This window comes from Pseudomonas sp. RIT409 (assembly GCF_003052515.2).
Classification (GTDB): domain Bacteria; phylum Pseudomonadota; class Gammaproteobacteria; order Pseudomonadales; family Pseudomonadaceae; genus Aquipseudomonas.
In genome coordinates, this window is sequence record NZ_QARE02000011.1 from 85,150 (window position 1) to 109,458 (window position 24,309).

At 55.0% G+C, this 24,309-nt stretch carries 23 protein-coding genes and 3 pseudogenes; 10 read left to right on the plus strand and 16 right to left on the minus strand.

Annotated features, from left to right (window positions below):
* The first annotated feature begins 237 nt into the window (after positions 1–237).
* Positions 238–453: an AlpA family transcriptional regulator gene (locus DBP26_RS15330; RefSeq protein ID WP_069519582.1), complete on the plus strand. Its 216-nt coding sequence runs from the start codon at positions 238–240 to the stop codon at positions 451–453.
* Between the two features lie 32 nt (positions 454–485).
* Entirely contained in the window at positions 486–1,508 is a 1,023-nt protein-coding gene (locus DBP26_RS15335) for an AAA family ATPase (RefSeq protein ID WP_108237920.1), read from the plus strand.
* 126 nt (positions 1,509–1,634) lie between these two features.
* On the opposite strand, the gene DBP26_RS15340 is transcribed toward DBP26_RS15335, so the two are convergent.
* From DBP26_RS15340 to DBP26_RS26970, 5 genes and pseudogenes are all read right to left on the minus strand, one after another.
* Complete coding sequence (locus tag DBP26_RS15340; RefSeq protein WP_256601382.1) at positions 1,635–3,443, minus strand: PIN-like domain-containing protein; 1,809 nt, start codon at positions 3,441–3,443, stop codon at positions 1,635–1,637.
* Entirely contained in the window at positions 3,418–3,573 is a 156-nt protein-coding gene (locus DBP26_RS27340) for a hypothetical protein (protein WP_256601380.1), read from the minus strand. The genes DBP26_RS15340 and DBP26_RS27340 overlap by 26 nt, the downstream gene beginning before the upstream one ends.
* Positions 3,574–3,807: 234 nt before the next feature.
* Positions 3,808–4,381: pseudogene (locus DBP26_RS15345) on the minus strand (recombinase family protein).
* 188 nt (positions 4,382–4,569) lie between these two features.
* Positions 4,570–5,598, minus strand: a complete 1,029-nt coding sequence (locus DBP26_RS15350; protein WP_108237919.1) for a restriction endonuclease — start codon at positions 5,596–5,598, stop codon at positions 4,570–4,572.
* A gap of 115 nt (positions 5,599–5,713) precedes the next feature.
* A complete protein-coding gene (locus DBP26_RS26970; protein ID WP_158541428.1) occupies positions 5,714–5,890 on the minus strand; it encodes a hypothetical protein in 177 nt (58 codons plus the stop codon).
* A 281-nt stretch (positions 5,891–6,171) separates the two neighbouring features.
* Between DBP26_RS26970 and DBP26_RS15355 the strand changes: the two genes are divergently transcribed.
* Positions 6,172–7,131 carry an integrase gene (locus DBP26_RS15355; RefSeq protein WP_108237918.1) on the plus strand — a complete coding sequence of 320 codons (960 nt, stop codon included), beginning with the start codon at positions 6,172–6,174 and terminating at the stop codon, positions 7,129–7,131.
* Positions 7,132–7,661: 530 nt separating this feature from the next.
* Complete coding sequence (locus DBP26_RS15360) at positions 7,662–8,027, plus strand: hypothetical protein (protein ID WP_108237917.1); 366 nt, start codon at positions 7,662–7,664, stop codon at positions 8,025–8,027.
* 380 nt (positions 8,028–8,407) lie between these two features.
* Here the strand turns inward: DBP26_RS15360 and mobI are convergent, their stop codons facing one another.
* The 6 genes from mobI to DBP26_RS15390 all read right to left on the minus strand — a co-directional run bounded on the left by mobI (position 8,408) and on the right by DBP26_RS15390 (position 13,133).
* Positions 8,408–8,869 (minus strand): conjugative transfer protein MobI(A/C), encoded by a 462-nt coding sequence (gene mobI, locus DBP26_RS15365; protein WP_108237916.1) that lies wholly within the window; start codon positions 8,867–8,869, stop codon positions 8,408–8,410.
* Positions 8,870–9,175: 306 nt separating this feature from the next.
* A complete protein-coding gene (locus DBP26_RS15370) occupies positions 9,176–9,877 on the minus strand; it encodes a hypothetical protein (RefSeq protein WP_108237915.1) in 702 nt (233 codons plus the stop codon).
* A gap of 43 nt (positions 9,878–9,920) precedes the next feature.
* Positions 9,921–10,661 carry a DUF6602 domain-containing protein gene (locus tag DBP26_RS15375; RefSeq protein WP_108237914.1) on the minus strand — a complete coding sequence of 247 codons (741 nt, stop codon included), beginning with the start codon at positions 10,659–10,661 and terminating at the stop codon, positions 9,921–9,923.
* Between the two features lie 43 nt (positions 10,662–10,704).
* A complete protein-coding gene (locus DBP26_RS15380) occupies positions 10,705–11,640 on the minus strand; it encodes an ATP-binding protein (RefSeq protein WP_218565117.1) in 936 nt (311 codons plus the stop codon).
* Positions 11,640–12,158, minus strand: coding sequence for a hypothetical protein (locus DBP26_RS15385; RefSeq protein ID WP_108237912.1), 519 nt, complete (start codon positions 12,156–12,158; stop codon positions 11,640–11,642). Before DBP26_RS15385 ends, DBP26_RS15380 begins: the two co-directional genes overlap by 1 nt.
* A gap of 9 nt (positions 12,159–12,167) precedes the next feature.
* Positions 12,168–13,133: a CBASS oligonucleotide cyclase gene (locus tag DBP26_RS15390; protein WP_108237911.1), complete on the minus strand. Its 966-nt coding sequence runs from the start codon at positions 13,131–13,133 to the stop codon at positions 12,168–12,170.
* Positions 13,134–13,324: 191 nt separating this feature from the next.
* Here DBP26_RS15390 and DBP26_RS15395 point away from each other — a divergent pair, with 191 nt between their 5' ends.
* Positions 13,325–13,648 carry a helix-turn-helix transcriptional regulator gene (locus DBP26_RS15395; RefSeq protein ID WP_108237910.1) on the plus strand — a complete coding sequence of 108 codons (324 nt, stop codon included), beginning with the start codon at positions 13,325–13,327 and terminating at the stop codon, positions 13,646–13,648.
* Entirely contained in the window at positions 13,648–14,532 is an 885-nt protein-coding gene (locus DBP26_RS15400) for an ImmA/IrrE family metallo-endopeptidase (protein WP_108237909.1), read from the plus strand. The genes DBP26_RS15395 and DBP26_RS15400 overlap by 1 nt, the downstream gene beginning before the upstream one ends.
* A gap of 825 nt (positions 14,533–15,357) precedes the next feature.
* Here the strand turns inward: DBP26_RS15400 and DBP26_RS27500 are convergent.
* Positions 15,358–15,644 (minus strand): annotated as a pseudogene (locus DBP26_RS27500) (restriction endonuclease); the annotation flags it as partial.
* Positions 15,645–15,646: 2 nt separating this feature from the next.
* Between DBP26_RS27500 and DBP26_RS27350 the strand changes: the two are divergent.
* The 4 genes and pseudogenes from DBP26_RS27350 to DBP26_RS15425 all read left to right on the plus strand — a co-directional run.
* Positions 15,647–15,954 (plus strand): annotated as a pseudogene (locus DBP26_RS27350) (HNH endonuclease); the annotation flags it as partial.
* Positions 15,955–16,414: 460 nt separating this feature from the next.
* The gene (locus DBP26_RS15415) at positions 16,415–17,593 is read left to right on the plus strand and encodes a sugar transporter (protein WP_108237908.1); all 1,179 of its coding nucleotides are present in this window, start codon (positions 16,415–16,417) and stop codon (positions 17,591–17,593) included.
* A gap of 371 nt (positions 17,594–17,964) precedes the next feature.
* Entirely contained in the window at positions 17,965–18,246 is a 282-nt protein-coding gene (locus DBP26_RS15420) for a hypothetical protein (RefSeq protein WP_108237907.1), read from the plus strand.
* Between the two features lie 245 nt (positions 18,247–18,491).
* The gene (locus DBP26_RS15425; protein ID WP_108237906.1) at positions 18,492–18,764 is read left to right on the plus strand and encodes a hypothetical protein; all 273 of its coding nucleotides are present in this window, start codon (positions 18,492–18,494) and stop codon (positions 18,762–18,764) included.
* A gap of 104 nt (positions 18,765–18,868) precedes the next feature.
* On the opposite strand, the gene DBP26_RS15430 is transcribed toward DBP26_RS15425, so the two are convergent.
* The 4 genes from DBP26_RS15430 to ampD all read right to left on the minus strand — a co-directional run bounded on the left by DBP26_RS15430 (position 18,869) and on the right by ampD (position 24,280).
* On the minus strand, positions 18,869–21,154 hold the full coding sequence (locus tag DBP26_RS15430; RefSeq protein ID WP_108237905.1) for an Orn/Lys/Arg decarboxylase N-terminal domain-containing protein: 2,286 nt from the start codon (positions 21,152–21,154) through the stop codon (positions 18,869–18,871).
* Complete coding sequence (potE, locus tag DBP26_RS15435; RefSeq protein WP_108237904.1) at positions 21,151–22,575, minus strand: putrescine-ornithine antiporter; 1,425 nt, start codon at positions 22,573–22,575, stop codon at positions 21,151–21,153. The genes DBP26_RS15430 and potE overlap by 4 nt, the downstream gene beginning before the upstream one ends.
* Before the next feature lie 304 nt (positions 22,576–22,879).
* Positions 22,880–23,716, minus strand: a complete 837-nt coding sequence (gene ampE / locus DBP26_RS15440; protein WP_108237903.1) for a regulatory signaling modulator protein AmpE — start codon at positions 23,714–23,716, stop codon at positions 22,880–22,882.
* A 15-nt stretch (positions 23,717–23,731) separates the two neighbouring features.
* On the minus strand, positions 23,732–24,280 hold the full coding sequence (gene ampD / locus DBP26_RS15445) for a 1,6-anhydro-N-acetylmuramyl-L-alanine amidase AmpD (RefSeq protein ID WP_108237902.1): 549 nt from the start codon (positions 24,278–24,280) through the stop codon (positions 23,732–23,734).
* Between the last annotated feature and the right edge of the window lie 29 nt (positions 24,281–24,309).

Below are 24,309 nucleotides of genomic sequence, written 5' to 3' on the forward strand. Positions count from 1 at the left end.
TATCTGGGCAGAACACTCTCAGTCCGTTCTGCCCCTAGAAGCCTCACGACCTAGAATTTCTGTAGCCCACAACGACCTCCGACGCTACCGAACATTAATCTCGGAAACGCGCATATACCTATGCGTGTGGCAAATGCCCGTGCTCGCTATATAGCCAGCCGATATCCGTCTTTTACCCTTTTTAGCAGTAGTGCCGGAGGACGCTGCCTCACGCTTCAGGACCTAGGACTCAAACCTATGGCAATGCACGTTAGCAACTTTGACGACGTCGGCGACGATGACAAAATTCTTCGTTTGCGCGATGTCGAGGCAATCGTCGGCCTAAAACGCTCGACGATCTATCGCAAAATATCGGAGGGCCTTTTCCCGCGCCAACGCCTTTTGTGCGGCTCCAGCGTCGGCTGGCGTAACAGTGAAATCCAGGCTTGGATTCGGCAAAGGGAGGCGCTGTGATGTAGCGCCGCACACCTCAACAGCCAGGCTGGATGGTAGAACTCACGGCAGCGATCGATATTCCAGTGGAAAAAATCCAATGGATTTCGCCAGGCTGGCTGCCAAGGGCAAAGCTATCCATTCTTGCCGGCGCAGGTGGATGCGGCAAAACCACGTTGGCAATCTCGCTGGCCGCCACGCTCACTAGAGGTGGTGACTGGCCAGACGGCAGCAAATGTGAGGCAGCAGGCAACGTCGTAATCTGGAGCGGCGAGGATGGTATAGCTGACACGATCATTCCCCGCCTTACGGCTGCAGATGCTGACCTAACCCGCGTGCACATAATCGAGGGGCTCAGAGATCAGCGCGGAAACAGGCGGCAGTTTGATCCTGCAGGCAACTTTGCCCTTTTGAATGAGGCAGCCGCACGGATTGACGGCGTTTCATTGCTGATTTTCGATCCACTGATCAATCTTATTCGTGGGGATATGCACCGAGCAAACGAGGTTCGGCAAGGGCTACAAATGGTAGTGGATTTTGCAGAGCAGCATTGTTGCGCTGTCCTCGGCATATCTCACCTGAGCAAAGGTACGGCCCAGTCCTCCGCAGCTAATCGTGTAATCGGTAGCCAGGCATTCTCCGCGCTCGCTCGCACTGTACTGGTGGCAGAGAAGGATCAAAACTCAGAAGCCAGGGTGCTTGTCCGAGCCAAGTCCAACGTTTCGATTGATAGCGGAGGGATTGAGTATTTCGTTGAGCCCGTCGTTATAGGCGAGCAGCTGGAAACAACCTGCATCCGATGGGGAGAGGCCATCGACGGGAACGCTGAAGCCATTCTCGCTGCTATCGAGCAAACGGGTGACACCCGACCCGCATCAGCTAGTCAAGAAGCGCGCAGCTTTCTTGAGGAGACGTTGCAAGCTGGGCCTGTTGCAATCAATGCGTTGATGGCTTTAGCTGAAGAACGTTGCATATCTTCGGCATCACTTCGCAGAGCCCAGAAACAGCTAGGTATACGTTCAAACAAAGCAGGTATGCAGGGCGGATGGGCATGGGAGCTACCCACCTCTCCCTGAAGGCGCTCAACGCACATCGAAGGTGCTCAATACTTGTGTTGAGCACCTTCGTTTTTATTGAACACCTTCGACTCGCGCGAGAGTCTGTATAACTGCTCCCGTTTCCCAGGCAACATCTAAAGCAACTCAATCCGCCCCAGCTCCGTCCAGCACGACACCAGGGTTGAGCCAGCGATTTTCAGGTACGTAGAAACGAGCATCAGCTTTAACTTGCGGATCCAGCACCAAGCTCAGAGCCCAGTCGGGAATCGACAGGCTGATGGCGATATCTTCGAGAATGTCTTTGGCTCGATAAGAGAGTCGATATCGAACAAACAATTCGTCGCCCCCAGGCAGCGCATCGACCAAAATCTCATGTCCGTCTAGGGTAATCGAACTCAGTATCCGCTTCTCTTCGATATCATCCGGTTGTGCTACTGGCTCTGTTCGAACAACGACCAGACACTGCCGCTCATCCCCTGGCGTGAAGAATAGGTTGGCACCGGCTGCTTCAAGCTTGGAGCGAATAAAGCCTCGCACATCCTCATGATCTTCTTTGGCGACAAGGGCTAACGGCTTCGCAAACGCTCCAGCCTTGGGCGTTTGACGCAACTCACCTTGACCGTTGAAGTAGATTTCATAAACGATGCCTGCCAGCACGTACTTCGAAGCAGGCTCCGGAAACGCCCTCAATCGCGAATCGAGGTTGAGTATGAAGTCCATGGCTTTTTGCGCATTGCCACAAGCGGCTTGGTAAATATTACGCCCCAAGACGAACCAGGAGGTAGGCGGAAAGTCTTCCTGCAGGATCGTTCTGAGCTTAAGAATCGCTGGGTTCTGGATATACCAGTTATGTGACTGCAGCGAACTGATTATTTCGTTGAGCGCATCAGGGCCGCTCGAATAGTAGTCAGCATCACGATATCCCTGAATATGGATGGCCTGTGCTATCGCTTCACCAGGATCTATGTTCGCCGGTGGTACAGGCTCGGCAGGAAGAACGGGCTCAACCGGATCAGCCTCTGTCGGCAACTCCTGGACGACCTCAGGCTCTACAGCTTGCACCTCCACCGCCGCCTCCGGCTCAACAGCAGCGGCTTCGACTCCCGCAGCTCCGGATTCAGTAGCGACACCATCGCTCGCCACCAGCTCGATCTGGATAGCAGCAGCGAGTTGAGTAACCACCGTAGGATCGGTCTTCGATAGGCCCTGAACCAATGCGGACAAGGTACAAATTGAAACGTGCTCGTGCCCCACCACCTGTTTGAATTCAGAAACCAGACGCGGATCGATAATTTTTAAGGCCGGTTTATTGTTCGGAACTGGCTTCAGCGTACCACGCACGGTATCGAGTCGCTTCGCCGGTGCGTACACCCAGTCCGACTTCTCATCGTTGGTCAAAAATAGGACATGGGTGAAGTCGTCTTTTCGGATCTCACTGTAGCGAATAATCTCCAACCAGATGATCAAATCGCCCAAGCGATTCTCAGGCTTGGCCTCATCCCTGAAGCCAGGTGGCAAACGGTGTTCGATGCGCGAAGGCCCCTCTTTGGCAGCCCGGTCGCAGAGTTGAGCGACCGGCGAATCCAGAACGACTGGCCCTAGAAACTCTTCGATCTCTGCATGGATCTTGTCGGGGTCAAACTGATGACGAAAAGCCCGCGTGTACTGCTTCAGACCATCGATTGCCTCTCGAAACCCTGTGAGATATTGAGCCCGAGTACCGGCGAAATCCGAAGCCGCGAGAACGGCTTCATCGACAAACAGCGAAGCGGTATCGAGCATCGCCTCAAGCTGGTTTCTCGGTTGATCGTCCTTACTTCTCGGGGTATAGGTGTGAAGCTGGTTTTCTCTTACGCGCGCCAGATACTCCCCTGCGCACCAGGCTGGGAGGAAGAGCCGTCCCTCGCCGATCGCCTTAGCAGTCCAGTCAAAATTCCTGCCGAGCTGCGGCATGGAGCTTGAACAAGTAGGAAATGATGTTGGTGTCGATGAAGATGAGCGTGCTTTGCGCTTTCGCCAGAGTCGCAAGGTCTGCAAGGAAATCATCTTTGGTTTGCTTCAGAAGGTTCAGACCGAGCATCATCACATAGTCCTTGGCATTCGGGTGGGCAGAGGATAACCGCACTCAATGGAGCGTAGCCATCAAAGCTGCATTCGACTCTCCAGCGGGTCGGCCAATGACCATCAAGTGATGCTGCTAAACCTCACATGGAGAGTCCACTTATCCAATTTCCGCGAAGACTAGTACGCCAGATATAACCTTCGCTCGCCTGCTCGACCACCCTTTGAGCAATTAAGCGGAAGATATCAACATCAATCAAATAGCTGCAGATGATTTCGACGGTCCAACATAGCGGTAAAGTGTTGTCCGGGAAACGCTATACCGTTGGGCAATATCCATTACCCGAATTTCAGGATCTTTGAGAAGCGCACGTATTTCACGCACCTGACGGTTATCCAACGCAGGCTTGCGCCCCCCTTCCGGCCACGAGCACGAGCCGCAGCCAGTCCAGCACGAGTTCTCTCTCGATCAGGTTGCGCTCGAACTCGGCCAGTGCAGCAAACACATGAAAGATCAACCTGCCGGCAGCGCTGGTGGTCTCGATACGCTCGTTGATTGACTCGAATCCTATTCCCCCCTGCTCCAAGCGACTGACGATACTGACCAGATCAGGCAGCGAGCGGCCGAGGCGATCCAGTCGCCACACGACGAGAATGTCACCGTTGCGTAGAGCTTTGAGACAATGCATTAGCTCCGGCCTATCCGCTGACTTGCCGCTCATGGTCTCTTCGTAAACCAAGGAGCACCCAGCCAGAGCAAGTGCATCTCGCTGCAGATCGAGATTCTGATCATCAGTTGACACTCGGGCATATCCAATCCGCTTTCCCATACGTTTTTCTCACACTGATTTCGGTACGGGAAAAGTGACAGGAAAGCGGGAAATCCCAAGTCCAAAAGATCATTGGGAATAGGTGTGCCATAAACGACCGTTTTTGAACGGCGCCTTCTCCCTACTAAGCCGTGAACACTGAGCCCCAGCCTGAGCTAGATACGGTCTGCTGGGGTGATTTTTAGAACTTATCTGGGTAGTGTCAGCAAAAAGTTGTCGGCAATTTCAAAAAGACAATCTGTAGGATCTTCACCACGCTCCTTCATATGGAGCATCTGACATACCTTCTCATCGTTCACGATAAGCATCAGCTTGCCTTGTTCGCGCATCGCCCCCTGCGTCATTGCAACCGCATGTGAGTCAGCACCAACTCTGGTCATAATAATTGCCATACGCCGTAGGCCGCGCTCTAAAAGGTACTTCTCAGTCGTGAGAACCTGCCCCTGTTTTATTTCCCCCGTATAATTCTTAAACTCAAAAAGCACATAACGACTATCAAGATGATCGATAACAAACTTCCAGAACTCTGTAGTCGGCCTTACACGACATACATAGTCGTAACGATTTAGCCCGTCATCAGTTCGCATTTGGGCATGCCAACCATGAAGATCGTTTGGAAATAGATACTTAAGAATTTTTTCACATACCTTCTCATACTTTGCCCACGAAGTTTTAACCTTCTTGATCTTCTTGAGCTCCTCGCACAATTCAGTACCATGGGTGTCTCGAACTTGGGGAGCTAAGCCTCTGAGGGGTTTGCTATCTCGTATAGGATTATAACGCGCGGGGTGTATTGACTGAGACTCGCTTGGATTAGACTCTAATAGAGCATCCAGCTTCTCTGCCAAACCGGGGCTCGTCAAACACCAATTTCTCAGATCAACTTGGTCTACAAAGGTAATACTAAACTTTTGTTCAAGCGCCTCCCTAAGTTCCACTGGAAGAAAGCATGAAACTATCAACATTCCCTTTTGAGCCTGTGCTGTTAATCCATTATGTGCTAAACGAGCAGCTGCAGCATCTATGAGAGTCGGCTGAGCACGCGTAGTTCGATAGTACTTTACCTCTATAGCCCAACGCTCCCCTCCAAAATCCGCCAGTAGATCAAACCCAGGATCGCCTCTGACACTATTAGTCCTAACGTTAAAGTTATTTGCTTCTAAGATATCGCGAACGAGACCTTCGAACGACCTCCATGTTGCTACTGATGATTCCATATATGCGGCTCCTAAAAATCAATCTAGAAAATGAGAAAAGCGCAAGACTCAAGAACCCATTAAAAAAAAACGAACAACACTTGAAATATTGCAGCACGAAAGTGCACGCTCTTTTTTAGATTTCACTTCCAGGAAAAACAGTTTTATCTACACCGGCATTCCTTAACTTTTCAAGCTCATTATGCATACGTCCATTTGCCGCCAGAAAAACGTCAAGAACTTCAACCAATAACAGATGTTCCAGCGAGCCTGGTTTTGATTGATGTATATGATCTCCCAGCTTGGAGGCCATTGCCACTCGGTCATTCAGGCGATCTCGTTGCTCTCTATATCTACTCATTCCCTGATTCATCCCCTAGGGTTGGACTTTGCATAAGAGTGAATTATGCGGACAAGCAAAGCATAACTTTGAATGTCATTTGACAGCCATCAGCAAATTTTCGCCCTCCTTGCGAACGGACAACCTCCTCAATTTTAGGCGCTGAAAGCGTCCGAAAACGAACCCCAGGATATTTTTTCTCGCTCAACATTCCCTACAGCAGCTCAGCACCTGAGCTGATTGGAGGAGTGACCATGAAGCAGAGCTTCCATCTACATTTTGATCGGGACTTGCGCAAGGCCGGCTCGGCGATCCTTCGGGAGGCAGGTCGACGCGGGCTCCTCAGTCAACACGAGGCAATGATCCACGACCATCAGTGGGCACAGTTTAGTATTTACGCCAAGGAGTCTCATGACGTGAATATCCTAGAGCTCGTCAATAAAAAACTGGTACGGCAATACGGCGAAGAACTCTGTACGCAGGTGTACCACGGGAATCTTTCGGTTCAGACCGCGGAGGGTCTTCTTGAGACCGTGAGTTCAGTTATGGCCCTCGGGACCAGTGGTGACTGGAAAGTCGTGATGCCTGATATTGGCTTTCCTGGCCATACACGGATTACGGCCCCACACAGCCTTGATCAAGCGAAGTTCGAAGCCGCAGTGGGAGATGTTCAGGCCTGCCTATCAGAGCATCTGGCGGTGGTGTTGATGTTAGTGCGGCACCTCGGCATCTCATTACGTGAAGCTGTTTTCTTCGACGCCCAAGCGGCTCTGGAGGCAGCCAAGGGGGATGGATGTATTTCCCTGGAAAGCGGCAAAGAAGGGCCGTATACACAGAGGATAATTAACATCTCGATGCCAAAGCAGATCGCCGTTTTGGAGACGGCATCCGCCGTCCAAAATGTTCATCGCTATCCACAATCAAAGCAGACATGGCGGCTCTGGAAGCAGAACAGCTTACCTGCTGCCAAGGAGATTTTACTTTTTCATGGGCTGAGCTTCTGTGATTGCCGAGCAGCGTTTGCATGTGAGCTTTACAAGCAGTGGTCCGGTCATGAAGCCCCGATTCTTGGAGGGAGCGCTCCTAACATCGAGGATCTAGATGCGCGGGATCACGTCGCCTACGAGCTCGGGAATTTGCGTATCTGGGAAACTGATGCGTACGTCGGTACCCGAATCAACCTGCGGAAGGAAGCCGCCGGTACCAATCGCTAAGCCATCACACAGCAGATTTGGGATTAGATCAGACGCCCTTAACCTTGGCAGACCTCGAAACAAAGGAGTCAGGGTATGGATCGTTTTGAATTGCTTGTATACGCCGTGCTTGCCGTCATCAGTGCGCTGACTATCGCAGGTGTAATTGGCTATATGATCGCAGCGCACCTGGACAAGAAACACGGCGACGATTGAGCCTTCAGCGGCACGACCAGATACCTGCAACAGACTGTCCGCTGCCCTTTGGCAGCGGGCGCTTACCCAATCCATCGGCAAGGCACCCTACTGCTGCGATAAGCACTATTTCCCCAAGCCTATGAGGTCACGGGACGACTTCGTATTGGCTGGCAGTTTCCGCGCCATAGAGAAAGTGAGCGGAGCGCCGAAGCGTTTAGTTCAGCAACATGCACACTCGCCATGTGGCGAGCTAGCTTGCCCAGCACGCTAAAACTCGCGCGCAACATCTCATCTTGGGTTTTCCGAAAGCTACCGGAGAGTGTCTAGCGACCTCATCTATCCGGAGCACCACCATGGAATTTCGTCACCTCGGTAACGGGCAGTACTTCCCACCTATTGCACCAAACGGTCGGGTTTACGCTGTACCTCTTGGGCAGGAAACCCAGGTAGAGATTTTCTGCCTGACACCAGTAGGTATCATGGGCGCAGGCATCAAATCGCACTGGTCAGAAATCGTTGGTTTTTACTACGACGACGAATCATGGGAGATCATTCCGCGCAATTACTCGGGACGAGGAATGCGCTTCCGCAGAGGCCTATCCTGCATCATGGTGATAGCTGGCAACGAGGCCCTCACGACCCATATCCAGGGCTACCCCATCCCCATGTGCGTAATGAACCGTATTGAGTTCGAAAAGCAGCGAGGCACTGAGGAGTAGCGCGTCACCGTCGCCACCCGCTACGCGACACGGGTACCAGCTAGGCCGGCACCTACCAATGTTTATTTTATGAAAGTGAAGCCTTTCACTAATAATACCGATCACAGTTGGCCGACTGACTCGGTCGTAAGCGTCACTGCTAATAGCAAATACGGCCTGCGCCCCCCGCGTGCACGGGCCTGCTGGCTGACAACGAGTAGATTTAGCGCCCTACACTGCTTATAGCCCGAACCCGTCGCCTTCCCTGATCAAGCGCAGCAATATATCTCGCCGTAGTTCACTGCTGATACGAAAAAGCCCCGTCAGACCAAGCTGCACGGGGCTTTCGGGATTTACAATCGGGTCAAATCTGTTCGGCACTGCTTATAGGTACTCAGCCGCTACCCTGCCGAATAGAGGTCGCCATGATTAAGCGCTTGGTATCTAGACAGCTTCTTCTCATAAGCGACCAACGTCCGACGTAGCTGACGATTCTCGCTCGCAACGCGGCGAATCTCTGCAAGCCGCTCCTCAACTTGCAGAACGAGGTGACGGTATGGGTATTCAACAAACTCAAACGAGGAAGCCGGGTACTTATGTTTGCCATTCCCCTTGGCAATAGTCAGGGGCGCGAATTTGTTTTTTTGTCCTTGCAGCGGCACCAGTTTGCACCAGTAGATCGAATACGCATTCGGGCTCACCTGCTTGATTGATACTCCGGCCACAACAGATTTGACCCCGGTCTTTTTGTACAGCTTCATAGACGCATCCACATAGCTTGCTACCAAGCATCTCGCATCCGTAAGCAGCTGCTCGTACTGCTGATCTAGCAGGGTGACTATCGTCTGTGCGTCTTTACTCATGGCCAAGGCTCTCTTCGCTGTAAGAGCCAAAATGGTGACCGATCGTTTAGCCCCCTGAATTCGATTTCAGACGGTTTTATCGGCGGAAATCTACCGAAAGGAAGTCGCTGGCCGACGCTGTGACCCTACACCGCATCAGATGGCCCCCAGATGACGACATGTCAGACGCAGAAAGCACGACGTGCAAAGGATGCACAACAGATGGCGACGGCAGCCTTAATCCTGAGCAGATCAAGACCAACATATTAGAAGAAGGTGGCCATGCTTCCCTATTTGGCTGTTTCTGCCTAAATCACCTGCCGCCTTTTAATTTCCGAACACAATCGCCATCGATACGGAATGCAGTTCCTGTGGATTGCTTGCTAGCAAACCGATCTGGCTTCGGCTGTGAAGGCATTCTGCAAATTCAGCACCCACAGCCATTGGGAAGTATTTGTGCTCGCTCAGAATGTCAGCAGGCTGGCCCCAACCAATTGCACATAAGAAATGAGAGTATGTATCTGGGTACAGGGTTGCAATCGAGGTCATCATCGTGGGCTCGATGACCTCACCGCTGTCTACCGTGAGCCAAGCATGCAAGTTTAGTCCTGCTGAACCAGGCTTGTGCATTTCCTCAATAGTAATACCCTGTTTGCTCCAACTGCGTAGGTCGTTCCATGTAGGGGAGAACAGTGCTTGGTTTTCCTTCCAGATCTGCCCTATGGTCAACCATACCTTGCGCCCATGCTGCTGTTCGATGTGCGGTGCAAGGTAATGGCACCATTTGAGGCATTGGAAAGCTGCTTTGGTCAGGTCTCTGACCCCTGCCGCTCGCAGCGCAGGTTCGAGGAAGCTGCCCTCAACCTCAAGCCTCTCGTGCGGCTTCCAATCAGGCCTTTCTACCAAGAATCCGCAAGACTCAGTAAAACGAATTGCGTTAACGAAGTTAGTCTGGTAATCGCCGAAATCTTCGCCTGACTTAGGCATTGCGGGCGGGCGGTATAGTAAATTGCGGATAGATTTGATCATGAATAAGCTTCCGAAGCTGCGCTGTGGGCTACGGTAAAAATACCTACCTATTAATGACCGCTGCATATGCTGCCCAATCAATAGCAGGAACCGTACCAAGTGACTGAAGGCGGGAGAGCAGTCTAAATAGGAAGTAGATGAGGGAGCCCTCTGAGCCAACTACTTTGAGTTTTTCATCAAAGCTATCGAACGCCCCGTCATCCAGCGCGCAGCCACAATCCAATCGCTCTAACTCATCGGTTGGCAGGTGCTTCAGAAAATGCTCCCCTAAGCCATCAGCCCAGCTTGATTTGGGGGCTACAATGCCTGCAAGGATAGGGAACAGAGGCTTAGCGGCATAGGTTCCGCCTGCGTGGGCAATCGGGACTGAGGTTCGGTGGAGCTTGCGCACCGACGCCGCTTTGTTGCCTGCGTATTCCATGTAGCTTTTATCGAAATGTGGCTTGGATTCGAAAATCGCGTACACGGCTTCGACCGGGATATAACGGTGGTTCTGTTGGTCGAGCAGAGTCGGTGTGAAATGACGGTCGAAGATCACGATATCAATTTGGTCACTTCGGTTGCCCAGGCTGTCGATCACCAGGCCGGTTGCTACTTGGTAGCGATTCGGCAGGTAGGCCCTAAACACCTCAATCCAATGATCCTCGACCACTGTGCCGTGCGTTCCTGCGTGCGAGATGGATTGGGCTGCTCGCTTCAGCTTCAAGGCCAACTCTGCCTGGACATCGACAAAGGCATCTTTCATCCAGGCGGTATCGGCGATGCGTTCCTTTTTAGTAGCCATGGTTATTCACTCGCAGGGCACGGTTGATCGGCGCGGGGTTGGGTTAGGATTGATGGTCCTGAAAAGCTGGTGTCGGCTTCATTTCCGTAGCCACTCGGACTGCTCGCCCTGCATTGATGGCCTGGGACGGGTACGCATCCAAAACTATCGACGGGATCAGGCGCTGTGTAAGGTCCGAGAAAGTAAAGCCTGGGATGTTGCCTTCCCTAGGTCCCGTTACTCTCACCAGTTCGTCGAAAGCAATGTCTGGAATACCGAGGCGCGCAAGGCATCTTGTAAGCACACTGCGACGTTGTGCATCGTTTGGCCGGCCAAATGACAATACTTCGGCAGCGCGGCGTTTGACCGCAGGGTCGAGCGCGCTGAGCCGATTGGTACACATGATCACGGCGGCAGGGAGTTGAGCGTTGGCGATTCGATCAATGCCCCGGATGAAAGCGTTCACCCCGGCACGGTCCTCGTGGTGCATTTGCGCATTTTCCCGAGACTGGGCCAAAGCATCTGCCTCATCGATGAGCAGGATCACAGCTCCTCGTGCGCGGCCATCACTCGACTTGAGCTTTTTGGCCTCTTCGATCGTGTAATCAAAAGCCGCCGATATCAGCTGAGTCATTTCACCGACTCGGCCTTGACCACGGGTCGAAAGGCTCAATGGGAAAAGCGTGATATTGATTTTTTCCTGGCGTGCCACAGCATCGCCGATTGTCTCGGCAAGTTCGGTTTTGCCACTGCCCACGTCGCCAGCTAGGACGACCAGAGGTGGGCGGCGCAACACCGTCTCAAGCAAATCCTCGGAACCGGGATGGAATTTCTTCGCCCAATCCGTGAGGCCAGCGGAGTTAACCAGCAGGCCGAGAACTTTGGTCAGCCGGGTTTTCTGGTCTTCAAGGCCCACCAGCTTGGCAAGTCTGCCCTGGGGTTCAAAGTCAGGATAGTTAACGCGGTATTCGAAAAGATCATCCAGTGCGGGCTTGCTCATCAGTAACTCCTCACAGTCGAACGATTAAGGGCGCGGCCCCCAGATGAGTATGAACGGTCAGACGTCATGTAGCCGCTTACTCCCGGCTCAGGTGCGCCGTTACGGCTAAATGGCAAATCTTTTTCGACAGCGTCGCGATCACTCTGCGCCGCAAGATCCCAGGCAGTGTTATAGGTCAGGTAGCTCGCAAATCCGGCCCCAGAAACATCTGCATTTGGGCTGATACGTCCAGGCGAATCATCTGCGCCGTCTACCGAAAGGTCTGACGCTGTGTATCTGAGGGTGGGTTCGATCCAGTTTCCGTCACGCTTGAAACCGTAGGTCACGGTACCGAGGTAGCCTGCCTTCAATAGCTTGGTCACTTCCTGTTCGAAGTCCAGGATCCGCTGGGTACTGGGTTGGCCATACAGGCGTTGAAGTCGCATCAGATCAGCTGCCACCTTCGAGGCCATATGTTTCGCGTGAGTGAGTGTGAAGGTTTGGGTTTCCGCTATCACATAGCTGTAGGACGACGACATGCTGCTACCTCAAACCTGGAAGGTTGATCCGAAGACTTTCTGCCAATAACCGACAGTGAGCTGCTTGTTTGGCGCGAAAAGCGCCGCATCAATCGCATCACCTGCATCCAGTGCGGCCTCGATGATCGCATCTACGTTCTGCTTCGTATAAAGCCGAGCGACATTATTGGTAGGGTTAACTGAGTCGATGATCTGCAAGGGGTCGGTGAACATGCCGACCTGCGATGCCGAATAGTTGTCTGTGAAGAAGATTTTCTCGCGCAACTCGGAGCGGGCGATGTAGGTGAAGAAGCTCTGAAGAGCTTCGGGGTAGTCAGAGAAATCGACCCCGTCGTCACATAGCTTCGACATGATCATTTCGATCATGAACGACTTGAAGCGGAAGCCATCCCGCTCACGCTTCATCAGGGCTGCCCAGTACTTCACGAGCCTCACTACTTGCGCATAGTGGGTCGGCTGAGCACGTTTACGGGCTTTCGCGAACTCCAGATGCAGCGGGATGCTTGTTTCCAAGAACGATCCGTCTTCCTGGCTGATTAGGTTGCCTCGCCACTGGGGAAGACCGCTATAAAGGACAGGTACGATATCGACATCCAGACCTGATCCCCGGAACGACACCGTCACGGAGTAGGTTTGAGGCACGACTTGCTCTGGACTGAAATTCGGGAAGGCCTTGCGCAACTTTTCGGCCAGGTAATCAATCAAAGCTTTTGTGTCGTGTGGCGCGTCTGATCCGCTTATGTAGACGGCCACATCGATATCGCTGAGCGAGCGCAGTGAGGTGCCTTTCGCCAGACTGCCGGAAACGAGCATTCGCCGTAGTGAAAAGTCAGGATGATCGGAGAGATAGCGCTCCAGTTTTTCCTGTAAGCGCCCGGCCTGCTCTCGGTACGCAATAGCCTTCTCTTTGGGCAGGTTCACCTTTTCCTCTGCAAACCGTGCGATGTCACGATGGTCAACGTGCTCTCTGGACATGCCATTCCCCCTGGGGATGCGTAGCAAACTGAGCCAGAGCGATCACGCCAGACAGCGCACATCGCTAGCCCAAACAAAAAGTTCGGTATAGCGAACTTTATACTTACGCTACTCCGAATTTCGGCAAAGTCAAACGCTTTGTTCGGAATAGTGGTACAATTTTTCAATCACCAACTGAAAGGAGCGAGATCGTGGCGACCCGTCTCGGTGAGAAGCTCCGCGAGCTGCGCAAGCAGCGCGGACTTACCTTGGAGAAGCTTTCAGACATGGCAGGTCTGAGTAAAAGTTATCTCTGGGAACTGGAAAACCGTGAATCTCAACGGCCATCAGCGGAGAAGCTCACTGCTCTGGCTGACGTACTGGGCGTAGCGACCCAGTACTTTTTTGAAGAAGACGTACGAGCACCTGAGGAACGCCATCTCGACGACGCGTTCTTTCGCGGGTACAAGAACCTGGAGCCGGACGCCAAGGAGCAACTTCGGAAGATTTTGGAAACCTTTAAAAAGGGAAGCTAATGGCCGACAAGCAGGTATGGACACCTCAGAAAGCCGCAAATCGGCTGTCCAAAATCATGGAAGTGGTTGGAAGCGTGCACGGTGGTAGGTTTCCAGTGGATGTGCCTATGCTGGCCAAAGAAGCAGCGAACATTTTTGGCTGGTCGGACCCAATCACTGAAGTCACCCCCGTTGACATTAAGAGCTTTGATGGCGCGCTGTTCCCAGACGATGAGCGAAAGAAATGGATGCTGCTGTACAACAGCGCAATGGCCTCGCCAGGTCGGATCCGTTTCACTCAAGCTCATGAGTTAGGACACTACATTCTGCATCGTCAGGAACGGTCGGCCTTTCAGTGCAGCAGCGATGACATGCTTGAGTGGGAAGACAAAACCATTGAGGCGCAAGCCGATCTCTTCGCTTCCTTCCTACTCATGCCGCTGGATGACTTTAGGGCTCAGGTCACGACCACTGTTGACCTGGATGTGCTCGGCCACTGTGCCGAGCGTTATGGCGTCTCGCTTACAGCTGCTGTTCTGAAGTGGCTCAACTACACAGAAGAAAACGCGGTGTTGATTCTTTCTCGCGAAGGGTTCATGCAGTGGGCGTTCCCGAGTAAGCAGGCGAAACGCGCAGGTGTTTTCTTCGCTACACGCAAGCAAACGGTCGAGGTTCCAGCTGGTTCCATTGCGGTTGCAGCAGGCGTCAAGCACGAACGTAGAGGAATCGAATTGCCAGCCAAGATCTGGTTTCCACATGCCGAAGCTGGCACCTCTCTCCGAGAGATGAAGATCTCATCTGATCAGTATGACTATGTATTGTCTCTGCTCATTCTGCCGCGATCAGCCACTGTCTGGCGTCGTGATGAGGATAGGTTCAAGCCTTGGGAGGCTAAGCGCCCATGAGGTTGATCCAGCTGATTATTGTTTAAGCTCCGCTTATGGCCGATTGCCGCCTAAGCACATGTGCCCAGCGTCAATAGAGGCCACTGTCCCTCGACGCCTAACCACCACTGCACCTTGAACAGAAGAGCTCCCACCAACACGCAGGCCAGAACACCAAGAGCCAGGCCAACCAAAGCGAACAGCCGAGCCCCTAACCTTGGATTTCCTCCATGCCAGTTCTCACTAAGGCAAAAGGGACAGTGATTCGAGGAAGGCGAATAGCCCCAGAAACCACGGCTATATGTCGCTCTCGGAACCATCGCTTTGCCACAGTTGTGACAGGTAACCATCGAGTGTCGCATACCGCACCTCAGCTCAAATCGTCCTAGATGAGCCCATGGTGCGCTAACGCGGAAAAAACCCAACTGCGCGACCTGATATCTATCCAGAACCCGCTCTGGCCTGGGTCCAAACCCTCGCTGCCAGATAACCGAAGTTATGTTGTACACGACCGATTACATTGGATGCTCGCCGGTTGCTGACTGGCCTCACTCGGTCGCAGAACGATAAATCAGGATGCCACTTCAACTCCTCAAACAGCCGCTCATCGGAAATACGTGCATGGGGGCACTTATGGGGACACTTGAGGATAAAAATATAAGTAAATCTAATTAAAACAATATGTTATGAATATATTTCAAATCCCCCCGGCTCCACCAAATGATCAAACAAAGACGTCCATGGGCGTCTTTTTTTGTGTCTGGGATTTGGCAAGAGGTGCGGCGGTTTTTCAGCGATATTGTCTACGGCGCTCCCACTCGGGCTCGCCCACCGCCACAGATCGCCTTAAGCAGGCACGTAAAAATAGCGCACCGGAACCAACCGTTTCGTTTCCGTATCTGTGGCCGGATAATGCGCCATCAGCGCCCGAGCCAGCTCATCCAGCGTCCACATCGTCAGATGGACGTTCGCCCTCCCCCCTCATAAAACGCCTCTTTAGTGAACCCGCCGGTACTGACATACAGCCCGCGATCATCCTTGTGCCTACCGCCCAGAAAGCTACGGATTTCGTTACTTCCCATTCTGGCACTTCGATGTTTGACCTCTACGACAATACGCGGCGGCTCAAAACCGGAGCAAGACCAGCTACTTTGGAACCCGCTACGAGCGCCGGAAAGATTTGAGGCTGCAAGCCATTGCAATACATGGGCTGAAATGCATTGCATGCGGATTTGATTTTGAAAAAACGTACGGAAATTACGCGAAGGGCTGTATCCACATCCATCACATGGTATCGCTATCTGCTTTTGGTGGAGAAAAAGCGGTTAATCCTGAGACGATCTCGTGACACTGTGCGCTAACTGCCATGCGGTGGTTCATCGCAAACGGGATGTGACCCTGAGCATTGCACAGTTGAAGGATATGCTTAGAGCGCAGGTGTAAACGACCGCCTCTCGCCCTGACAAGCAAGCGGCTTCGCAGACTACGCAGTTGAGCAGTGCCGTCCCTGGGCAGTGTTAGGGTTACTATCGGCGCCTAGCGCCTCAGCCCAAGCTGGCTTTTCGTTGTCGAATCAAGCGTAAAAGCACGCTGCACGCTGCACGCTGGACACAGCGCTCTGCTTGCCCGTTCATTTCTTCCTAAGAAAGCCCAGGGGAATTGCACATGCCGAATCAAGGCATGAGCCTTTTTGACGCACACCCCCCGCATTGTGACAACGTTAACAAGCGCGTAGACTCCCCCTCATCCGGGTCGCCCCTTCCCATACTCATAATAGTTTGCTGACTGCATTGCACCGCACAGGCGTTGAGCCTCGCGCGGTGTTTTGGCTTGTCGGCATTTTGTCTGTATGGGGCTTGGCGCTCCCTTGAATCCGATTTCAACTCGAGGCTGGCACGCTTTAATGAACACCACCGATGCTCGCACAGGAAGTTGGCTCAGCGTGATCGCGCTGGCCCTTGCGGCCTTCATTTTCAATACCACGGAATTCGTGCCGGTGGGGCTGTTGAGTGCCATCGGTCACAGCTTTGACATGACGACCGCGCAGGTCGGCCTGATGTTGACTGTCTACGCCTGGATCGTGTCGCTGACGTCGCTGCCCATGATGCTGATGACGCGCAACATTGAACGGCGCAAGTTGCTGACGTTCGTGTTTCTGCTGTTCATCGCCAGCCATGTGATGTCGAGCCTGGCGTCGAGCTTCGCCATGTTGCTGGTCAGCCGCGTCGGGATTGCCTTGGCCCATGCGGTGTTCTGGTCGATCACCGCGTCGCTGGCCGTGCGGGTCGCGCCTGCGGGCAAACAGGTCCAGGCGCTTGGCCTGCTCGCTACCGGAACTTCGCTGGCCATGGTGCTGGGCATCCCGCTCGGCCGTGTGCTGGGCGAGGCGCTGGGCTGGCGGATGACGTTCCTGGCGATCGCTGTGACTGCAACGCTGGCTGTGCTGGTCCTGATGAAGTCGCTGCCGCTGTTGCCGAGCCAGAACTCGGGCTCGCTGCGCAGCTTGCCGATTCTGTTCAAGCGTCCGGCGTTGGTCTCGCTCTACGTCCTGACGGCCTTAATGATCACCGCGCAATTCACGGCCTACAGCTACATCGAACCGTTCGCACAGGCTGTGGGGAGGATGAGCGGCGACATGATCACCCTGATCCTGTTGCTGTTCGGTGGCTCGGGCATCCTGGGGTCCATCGTGTTCAGCCGCTACAACAACCGCTATCCACGAGGGTTGTTGATTACCGCGATCGGCGCTCTGGCCTTGTGTCTCGTGCTGTTGCTGCCACTCTCGAGCCAGGCCTCGTGGGTCGCGACATTGAGCATCGTCTGGGGCATGGCGATCATGTGTTTCGGGCTGGTGATGCAGGCCAAGGTACTGGCTATGGCCCCGGACGCCACGGACGTGGCGATGTCGCTGCATTCGGGGATCTACAACATCGGCATCGGCGGCGGCGCCTTGCTCGGGAGCATGGTCATCAGCCAGCTGGGCATCGCCAATATCGGGCTGGTGGGCGGCCTGGTGGCGCTCAGCGGGTTGGCGCTGGCGTGCCTGGCGACCTACCGCTACGGCGAATCCATTCGCGCCTGATCGGTTTCCCTTTTAGCGATGTGTGACTCCGCTGACGGGTGGGTCGAGGGAGTTCCTTGACCCACCATCATTCGTATCGATAGCCAACATTCCTGTTATTGCCTTCCGCTCATTTTTCATGGGCGTAACATGGCCTCACACCCAAACACGAACGAGGGCAGGAAAATGGTTATTCATCTTTTGACTTGCTTGACGCTCGCAGCGCTCACCAGCTACGTCGTTGCCCTCAAACTGTTCGCGCTGGAACCCGTGCCTGTCACGGCGGACGAACAGCCCAATCGTGTTATGGCTCGAACTTAATCAAGTTCAAGTAGCTGACACTTATCAGCAGATAGTCGCTTTCAACTTTCCGATGATGCGGAGCACTCGACATGACCCGAGACGTCACCCTGCACGTTAGTTTTCCCAAATTTGGTAATAACTATTACTCACAACATGTCGTCGTACGCAAAAACCGCCACAGCCTGATTGAAGACAAACGTTTCGATGCCTTCATGATGCCTGCAGCGGAAAATCACTTCAGCAATGAAGTGGTGGGGTTCAACGATCAGTTCCGTTTCTTGACTGATGTGTTGGCCACGCACCTTCTGGAAGTCGAAGCCACGCGACCCGCCCGCAAAGCGCGTCCTTTGGGGCAGTCGCGGGCTGTTTGATTCAAGCCCTTGAGTTGAAACAGCCTTCGTCGATCAGTGGCACTCCCCCATGAATGGCATGGGGCGTACGTCAGGGTCGTCGGGTAGCGGATTAATGGAGCGCAGCGTCTTGCCACTCAGCGGGAAAGGCGTTGGCGTTGCCGTTTAATCAGCGCGGGGATCTGGCAGAAATTCGTGATCCGCTGTCTCATGCAGCAGGTTCGCTCAGAGCGCGAACCCCTCACTGACCTTCTGCGGAAAACACCATGAAACACGCGCTGCTCACCGGCCTGCTCCTGACCGCCTTCGCCCTCCCCTTTTTGGCGTCCGCCAACGACGACAACAGCCAGTGCCAGATGAATTTGAGCAAAGTCCGGGATGCGAAAGTCGCGAAACCCGACCTTAGTGATGCCGTAAGAAGCGACGTCGACACCACCGTCCATCGCGCTGAATCAGCGCTGGCCCGCCACAACGATGATGGCGCGCGCGAGTGCGTGGCGCTGACGCAACAGGCATTGCAGAAGATCCAAAGTAACTGAAGGAACGGCGCCCCCGAATCGGATACTCCCACATGCCTCGGGGGGCGCTGCGCTCCACGCTCGTTACGTCCAGACGAGCCCACCTTCCGCGAGCAGACGCTGCGTCATTTCAATACCAGCAAGCGATACACCCCGGCGTCGTTTTCGATCCCGTGGGTGTCGTGGGTGAACCCCGGGAAGGACCGGTCGAAGCTTTCCAACGCTTTCAGGTAAGCGAGCAACGGCCCATCCGCAGGCCCTGCATTTTCCCCCGGCATGAGCAGCGGAATTCCCGGTGGATAAGGCACGATCCCGGTGGCCGCAATCCGCCCGGCGGCCTCTTCCAGCGTGACCGACTCGACCTCGTTCTTGACCAGCTTTTCATAGGCTTCGACCGGGCTGAACTCAGCCTTGGGCAATGTGCCGAACGCCTGCGCCATGGCCGCGGTGGTTCGGGTTTCCTTCATTGCAGCGAAGATCTCTTGCGCCAGATCCTTCAATCCCATCCCCGCGTAACGCTGCTGATTGGCGGTCAGCAAATCGGGCAGGCACAGCTCCAGTTCGAGGTTGGTGTCGTAGTCGCGCTTGAAGTCCAGTAGCGCATTGACCAAGGTGCCCCATTTGCCCTTGGTGATGCCGATCGAAAACAGGAAGAGGATGGTGAAGTCGGTGGTTTTCTCGACCACGATGCCTTGCCGCCCCAGGTATGCGCTGAGCACGCAAGCCGGGATGCCAAAGTCGAGCAGCTTGCCGTCGTCCCCCATCCCCGGGCTGAGGATCGACACCTTGATCGGGTCGAGCATGCAGTAGCCGTCTTCGATGTCGCCGAAGCCGTGCCAGACCTCGTTCGGGTGCAACACCCAGCAATTGGGGTCGGATTTGAGCTTGATCGGGTCCACTTCATGGAAGGGAATCGACGTCGCGCCCACAGGCACCGTGGGCGGCTGCCAGCAGGCGAAAAACCAGTCGTCATGGCCGAGCATGTCGCTCTGCATCCGTGAGATGACTTGGCGAAAGGCGATGGCTTCTTCGATGGATTCATTGGTCAGGATGTGCCCACTGGGCGCTTCCATCATCGCCGAGCTGACGTCGCACGACGCCATGATCGCGTAGTTCGGCGAGGTCGAGGCGTGCATCATGAATGACTCGTTGAAGCGCCCGTGGGGAATCGGGTTGCGGCCGTTGCGCACATGGATCATCGAGGCCTGAGACAACGCCGCCAGCAGCTTATGGGTCGATTGCGTGGCGAACACGGTAGGCTTGGAAGCATCGTGATCGTCCGGGCTGCCGTGCATCGCGAACCGGTCCTTGTACAGCGGATTGAACCGGGCGTAGCCATACCAGGCTTCATCGAAATGCAGGCGATCGACACTCTGGCCCAGTAATTCCTCTACGCGGGTAACGTTGTACGTCAGGCCGTCGTAGGTCGAGTTGGTGACGATGGCATGCACCGGCGTGGGGTCGATGTGGCTTTTGACCAACGGGTTATTAGCGATGGCCGCCTTCACGCCCTCGGCGCTCAAGGTCTGGGGCAGGATCGGGCCAATGATGCCGTAGCGGTTGCGGGTCGGTACGAGGTAGGTGGGAATGGCGCCCGACAGCGTCATCGCATGCTCGGCGGATTTGTGGCAGTTCCGGTCGCACAGGGCGATCTGGTCGCGGGTCACGCTGGCCATCAGAATCACCCGGTTCGACATCGATGATCCATTGGTCACGTAATACGTGCGATGAGCCCCGAACACCTTCGCCGCGTAGCGCTCGCCTTGCCCGATCGGCCCGCTGTGGTCCAGCAGCGAACCGAGCTCACCCACCGAAATCGACAGATCGGAGCGCAGCAGGTTTTCTCCGAAGAACTCATAGAACGCGCGCCCTGCCGTGCTTTTCAGAAACGCCGTGCCGCCCGCATGCCCCGGCGTGTGCCACGAATATTCATAGCTGCGCGCGAACTTGAGCAAAGCGCCGAACATCGGCGGCAAGACGGCTTGGCGGTAACGCTCGATGGCCGCCAGGATCCGCCCACTGAGGAAGCGGCTGGTGTCCTCGGGCAACCAGATGAAATCGTCGGCGTGCTGCATGACGATCAGCGGGACACTGGACGCGGTGCTGCGATCACTGATCAAAAACACGGGCACCCGGGTATTGCGCTCACGCAGCGCGGTCAGCAGGTCGATGCATTCCTGGTGGTCCGCGCTGTCGTCCATTTCCCAACTGAGCAGCACACACTGGATCGCCGGGTCGGTACTTAGAATGGACTTGGCGTCGCTCAGGCTCTCGGATGTCAACACGCTGATGGAGCGCTCTTCGACGTCGGCGATCAGTTGAATCAACGCCCTACCGAACACGCTGCGCTTGTCCGGCTGTTTGCTGACCAGCAGTGCCAGCATGCCGAGCAGGTGTCTGTATTCCGTCATGGTTGAGTCTCCAGGGTGGCCTGACGCACGTTTTTGACAGGCAGATCGTTCACAGGGATAGGTTCACCGACGATGTGTTGCGCTGAAACGGTCTGGGTCGGCACGCTGTTGTTGAGTGCCTCCAGCTTGATCAAACGCGTATTCACAAAGCCAAAAAGCGTGTAGCCAACGATGGTGGCCACGCCACCCAGCATCAGCGCTTTTGCACCCGAGCTGTAGAGGGCCAAGTAGCTATAGGCGGCGGCGATCCACGCCACGATATTGGTAATGAGTGCCTTGTCTGGCGGAACGTTCGATACTTTTTGCAGGGTCATCAGGGTCGCCATGGAGAGGATGTAAGGCACCAGGTTGGTGACCACGGCGAGGTTCACCAGGGTGTCGAACTGTTTGGCAAGGTCGGGGCTGATGGTCAACAACGCCATGGCTGTCTGCATCGCGAGCAGAATCAGCATGCTGATGATCGGCACGCCATGTTTGTTGGCCTTGGCGAAGACGGGCAGGAAGTACCCGGTGTCTGCCGAGCTTTTGAACACCTGCGCCACGGTGAACTGCCAACCCAACAGGGAACCGATGCACGCCAGCACCATGAGGCCCATGACCAGGCTGCCGATCATGGGGCTGAACATTTTGGCGAAGACCAGGCCGAACGGCGCGGTGGACGCCACGAGCTCGGCGTTGTCGACGATCCCGGCAATGACGTTGGTCGACACGATGTAGATGACCGCCGCCCCCAATGTGCCGCCGAGCACCGCGATCGGCACGTTCTTCTCGGGGTTCTCCACCGCGTCGCCGTTGGCGCACGCCGATTCCAACCCGAGAAATGCCCACAGCGTGATCGCCACCGAAGCCCCCGCCGCGTCGTACCACGGCATGTCATGGGGGTTCCAGCCAGCGGCGTACACGCTGCTGTCGAACCAGAACCAGCCGATGGTCGATACCAACACGACAGGAGCAATTACCCCCCATACCGTCACAGCGCCAATCTTCCCGGTAATTCGCGCACCGCCAAAGTTGGCAAACGTGGTAATCCACAACAGCGCGATGGTGGCCAGCCCCACCTGCAATGCGCCAAGTTTGATATCGAACAAGGTTTGGATATATCCCACGGCCGTAATACTGATCGCCACGTTGGCAATCAATAACGAGAGACCATAGGTGTAGTTGGTGATGTAATTGCCGGATTTACCGAACGTGTATTCGGCGTATCCCCCCATCCCGCCGGTCTTTCGGCTGAGCATTCCGCATCGCGCAAAGGCATAGGCCAATGCCAATGAGCCGGTGGCGGTAATCAACCAGGAAAGAATGGAAATACCGCCGACTTCGGCGAGTTTGGTAGGCAATAACACAATACCGGAGCCCAACATGTTGACGGCCGTCAACATTGTCAGTTGTCCCACGCTCATTTTCTTCGCGACTGACATTCCGTTGCCTCATGGGATGAAGTGAGAGGCTTTTAGCTATAGCAAAGGATCGCCGCTTGGCAAGAAAGTCATACTTTATAAATAAATAGCGAAGTGCCAGATTTAATGGCTCTACTTGTTTAGCTAGGGGGCGGCTGTAATTGGAGGGGCATTGAAGTCCAGAGGGTCAAAGACAACGCCCGTGGGCACAGCGTGGGTGAGCCTGTTCCAGTAGAAGTGTGACGGCGAGGACGCGCTTCTGCCGGCGGTTGCCGTCTCGAACGCGCTGCCCCACACGCCGCTGTGGTGCCTGATGCACGAACGATCAAACCAGCAACGTCACCAAAGCAAACCCGACGTACCACACGATCGCCGAGCGGATCAGCAACTCCCAGAGCACATTGAGGCTGTTCACGCCCTCGGCGCCCACCACCGGCGCGGGCACCTCACCGGCGACGCACCCTGCACGAGTGATCAAGGCCGAGGCGCTGATGTTCCAGTTCAACAACTCGGTGAGCATCACGCGGCTGACCGCCACGAAGTTGCCCACCAAGGCGAAGCTGGCGGCGAGCAGACGCACGGGCACCCAGTCAAAGGCATGGCGCAATTGAGTCGCGCGCTCGACCAATGCGGGCGTCTTGCCCCGCTCCGAGGCCAACGCGAGCAGACGGTAAGCCACCGCAGCCACAGGCCCGAGCAGGAAATACCAGAAGATCACCGCAAAGAACCCCTGATACACCTGCCACAGCAAGTAGGTCTGCGCGCCGCCCAGCAACTGCTCTTCATTCTCGGCCCGCACGCCCAGATCGCGTTCGGCGACCAGCACGGCTGCCTCCTGATCCCCACGGCGGCAGGCGTCGCGAAACGACCCCAGGTTGGCTTTGATATCGCCGCGCCCAAGGCTGTAGACCAACGCCCAGAGATGAATCGGAAGCGCTAGCCAGCCGTAAGCCACCGACCCGACGATCACCAACACCAAGGCCAGTATCAGCACTGGCAGGAGCACCGTCAGCGTCAAAATCCACCAAGGATGCCTGGCCGTGCGCGGGTTCGATTCGAGGCGACTCAGTTGCGCCAGCCAAGCGCCGTCCCGCTGCACGCGATGGCGCAATGCGGAAAATTTCTCGATCCAAACCGCCAACAACAACACCAGAAAACTCATTACCCACTCCAGAAATCAAACCGCCAACGCTGAACGAAAACGTACCCAGTCAAAGCATGGCCCCGGATCGGTCTTGCGCCCCGGTGCGATGTCGCTGTGTCCGCAAATACGGTGCGTGGTAATGGAAGGCCAGGCTGACTGCAACTGTCGGGTCAGCGTGATCAACGTGTCATATTGCGCATCGGTGAAAGGCTGGTCGTCGGTGCCTTCCAGCTCGATGCCGAGTGAAAAATCATTGCATGCCTCTCGGCCTTCGAACAGTGAAACCCCAGCGTGCCAGGCACGGTCCAGGCAAGAGACGAACTGCGTCAGTTCGCCGTCGCGTTCTATCAAGAAATGCGCTGAAACGCGCAATTCGGCGATGCCTTCAAAATAGGAATGCTCTGTGACGTCCAGACGGTTCTGAAAGAATTGCTGCACTTTGCCGGTCTTGAACTGCGCCGGGGGCAGGCTGATGTTGTGAATCACCAGCAGCGAGATTTCTGCCTCTGGGCGGGCATTGAAATTCGGTGAGGGACAATGGTGCGCGCCGTGGCACCAGCCCGAGGCGGGGTCCAGTTGCATGGAGGGTCCTTGGATCGGAATCAATCCGC